General features: G+C 48.6%; 3 protein-coding genes. 1 reads left to right on the forward strand and 2 read right to left on the reverse strand.

What is annotated here, in order from left to right; translation table 11 throughout:
* Window positions 1–1,621: adenine deaminase (gene ade / locus C1T29_RS09090; protein ID WP_208945658.1), on the forward strand; the 1,621-nt coding region annotated here is incomplete at its 5' end.
* Window positions 1,622–1,667: 46 nt separating this feature from the next.
* Here the strand turns inward: ade and rnjA are convergent.
* Window positions 1,668–3,335, reverse strand: coding sequence for a ribonuclease J1 (gene rnjA / locus C1T29_RS09095; protein ID WP_208945659.1), 1,668 nt, complete (start codon window positions 3,333–3,335; stop codon window positions 1,668–1,670).
* A 4-nt stretch (window positions 3,336–3,339) separates the two neighbouring features.
* The coding region (locus tag C1T29_RS24755; protein WP_231516574.1) for a DNA-dependent RNA polymerase auxiliary subunit epsilon family protein at window positions 3,340–3,425 on the reverse strand (86 nt) is incomplete at its 5' end.

Genomic DNA, 3,425 nt, shown 5'->3' on the forward strand with positions numbered 1-3,425 from the left:
GGAATGGTTGAAGTCAGACATAGCTATCACAGACGGGGCCATCGTCGGTTTGGGCGATTATGAGGGGGAGAATACCATTGACGCAGAAGGACAAATGATCGTTCCCGGCTTTATCGACGGTCATGTCCACATTGAGTCTTCAATGGTGACGCCGCCCGAATTTGCCAAAGCGGTGATTCCCCACGGTGTAACAACCGTTGTCACCGATCCCCATGAAATCGCGAATGTCTCAGGAGTGAGGGGTCTTGAGTTCATGTTGGAGCAGGCTAAGATGACAAGGCTGAACATTCGTTTTATGCTCCCTTCTTGTGTGCCTGCGGCACCATTTGAAAAATCGGGTGCGGTTTTGAACGCTGCGGATTTACATCCTTTTTACAGCCGCGAAGAGGTGCTCGGGCTTGCGGAAGTGATGGACTATGTGGCCGTTGAAGCGGGAGAGCCGGATATGGTGCAAAAACTCATGGATGCCCATAAAGCGGACAAGCGGATCGACGGACATCTGGCCGGCTTGTCAGCCGGGTTCGTCAATGTCTACAGAGCGGCGGGCGTGCTGACAGACCATGAGGTCACGACACCTGAAGAGGCGCTTGAACGGGTCAGAAGAGGAATGTACGTCATGCTGAGAGAAGGCTCTGCGGCAAAGAATACACGTCATGTTTTGCCTGCGGTTAATGAGAAAAATGCGAGACGCTTCTTTTTCTGTACGGATGATAAGCATTTGGATGAACTGGTCGATGAAGGAAGCATTAACCATCAGGTCAAGCTTGCCATTCAAGAGGGACTTGACCCGTTTCTCGCATATCAAATGGGCAGCCTCAATGCAGCGGAATGCTTCGGGTTAAAGACGAAGGGAGCGGTTGCCCCGGGTTATGACGCAGACCTCCTTTTCATCAGCGATTTTGAGAACGTCAGCATTTCAAAGACGATGATCAACGGCGTGATCTGGAGCGGGGCAGAACAAAGCGAATGGACGGACGGCAAAGCGGCACCTGCTCTGCTCCAATCTGTCCATCTCCCTGATTTACATGAGGATGATCTGGAAATTCCGATCGTTCAAGGGAGTGAAATCAGGGTCATTGACATTATCCCCAATCAGCTTGAAACAAAGCTGTCCCTGGCCAAGCCGAAAAGCGGCGCTTTTTTTCAGCCGGATCTGGAAAGCGATCTGTTGAAAATTGCAGTGATTGAGCGCCATCGCGGCGTTAAAGGAATCGGACTCGGCGTTGTCAGGGGCTTCGGTTTAAAAGAAGGCGCCATCGCGACAACGATTTCTCATGATTCCCACAATTTAATCGCTGTCGGTACAAATGATCAAGACATCTTAAAAGCGGTTGAACGTCTCGGAGAAATCGGGGGAGGCCTCACCATTGCAAAAGGAGGGAAGGAGCTTCAATCCGTCGCTCTGCCGATTGCCGGCCTCTTGTCGGACAAACCGCTTGAGACGGTAAACGAAAGCTTAAAATCTCTTCATGCAGCATTAACGGAGACAGGATTTTCAGGAGCGTTTAATCCTTTTCTGACGCTTTCTTTTTTAGCGCTTCCTGTTATCCCCGACATTAAAATGACGACAGAAGGCTTGTTTGATGTTAAAGCGTTTAGGCATATCCCGATTCAACCATAAAAAAACGGATGCACACCGGTGCATCCGTTTTTTGTTCAAGCCGCGATTAGACTTCCATAATAATCGGAAGGATCATCGGGCGGCGTTTTGTTTTTTCGTAGAGGAACGGAGCGAGCGTGTCTGTGATCTCGTTCTTAATTTCAGACCACTGCGTCGTTTTGCGTTCCATCACTTTTTTAAGGTGTCCTGCAATCAGGTCCTGGGCATCGTTGATTAAATCACCGGATTCTCTCATGTAGACAAATCCTCTGGAAATTAAGTCAGGTCCTGCGGACACTTTGAACTCTTTCATGTTGATGCTGACAACGACAATGACAAGCCCTTCTTCAGAAAGAATCCGGCGGTCGCGAAGCACGATGTTCCCGATGTCGCCGATGCCGCTTCCGTCAATATAGACATTGCCTGACGGGATTTTACCTGCGACTGAGGCTTCTTCGCTTGTCAAAGCAAGCACTTCGCCGTTGTCCATAATAAAGCAGTTTTCCTCAGGAATTCCGCAGTCTGTCGCAAGTTTGACGTGCATTTTCTGCATTCTGTATTCACCGTGAATCGGCATGAAAAACTTTGGCTTGATGAGGCGGAGCATCAGCTTTTGCTCTTCCTGTCCGCCATGTCCTGATGTATGAATGTTAGTCACAGCTCCGTGGATGACATCGGCGCCCGCCCGGTAAAGCTGGTTAATTGTGCGACTAACGCTGATTGTATTGCCCGGGATCGGAGATGATGAAAATACGACCGTATCCCCGGGAATGATGGAAATTTGCCGGTGTGTGCCGTTAGCAATTCGGGATAGCGCAGCCATCGGTTCACCTTGGCTTCCGGTACAAAGAATCGTCACTTTGCCGGCAGGAAGCCTGTTGATTTCATTCGCTTCAACAAACGTATTTTTCGGACACTTAATATACCCGAGCGTTTGGCCGATTTCAATCGCCGACTCCATGCTTCGTCCAAATACGGCAACCTTCCGTCCGTTTGCAACAGCTGCTTCGATCACCTGCTGCAGGCGGTGGATGTTTGACGCGAAGGTTGCGAAGATGATCCGCCCTTCAACTTTTCGGAAAATATCATCAATGCTTTCTCCGACTTTGCGCTCTGACATCGTGAAATCAGGGATTTCACTGTTGGTGCTGTCAGAAAGCAGGCAAAGCACGCCTTCTTTTCCGATTTCGGCCATCTTGGTCAAGTTGGCAGGTTCGCCTACCGGTGTAAAATCGAATTTAAAGTCACCGGTATGTACGATGTTTCCTTGCGGTGTTTTTACGACAATCCCGTATGAGTCCGGAATGCTGTGGGTCGTCCTGAAAAAAGAAACCGACGTTTTTCTGCAATTGCCGATATCGTCTTCTTCAATGATATGAAGCTTTGTTTGACGCAGCAGACCGTGCTCTTCAAGCTTCTTTCTGAGAAGGCCGATGGCGAGCTGTCCGCCGTAAACGGGAATGTTCACCTGTTTGAGCAGGTACGGAATTCCGCCGATATGGTCTTCGTGGCCGTGCGTAATAAAAAGACCTTTGATTTTTTCTTCGTTTTTGACTAAATAAGTGTAGTCGGGGATGACATAGTCGATTCCGAGGAGCTCGTCTTCCGGAAACTTAATCCCCGCATCGATGAGCACGATCTCGTCCTGAAACTGGACCCCGTACGTGTTTTTGCCGATTTCCCCAAGTCCTCCAAGGGCAAATACAGCCGTTTGATCATTTTTTACAAATTTCATTCATTCATAACTCCAATACTTTAAAATTTTCGCTTTGCTTTTCATATTCTAAAAAAGCGTCTTCAACTTGCTGTATAAACTCAATATTGT

It is taken from the genome of Bacillus sp. MBGLi79 (genome assembly GCF_002953915.1).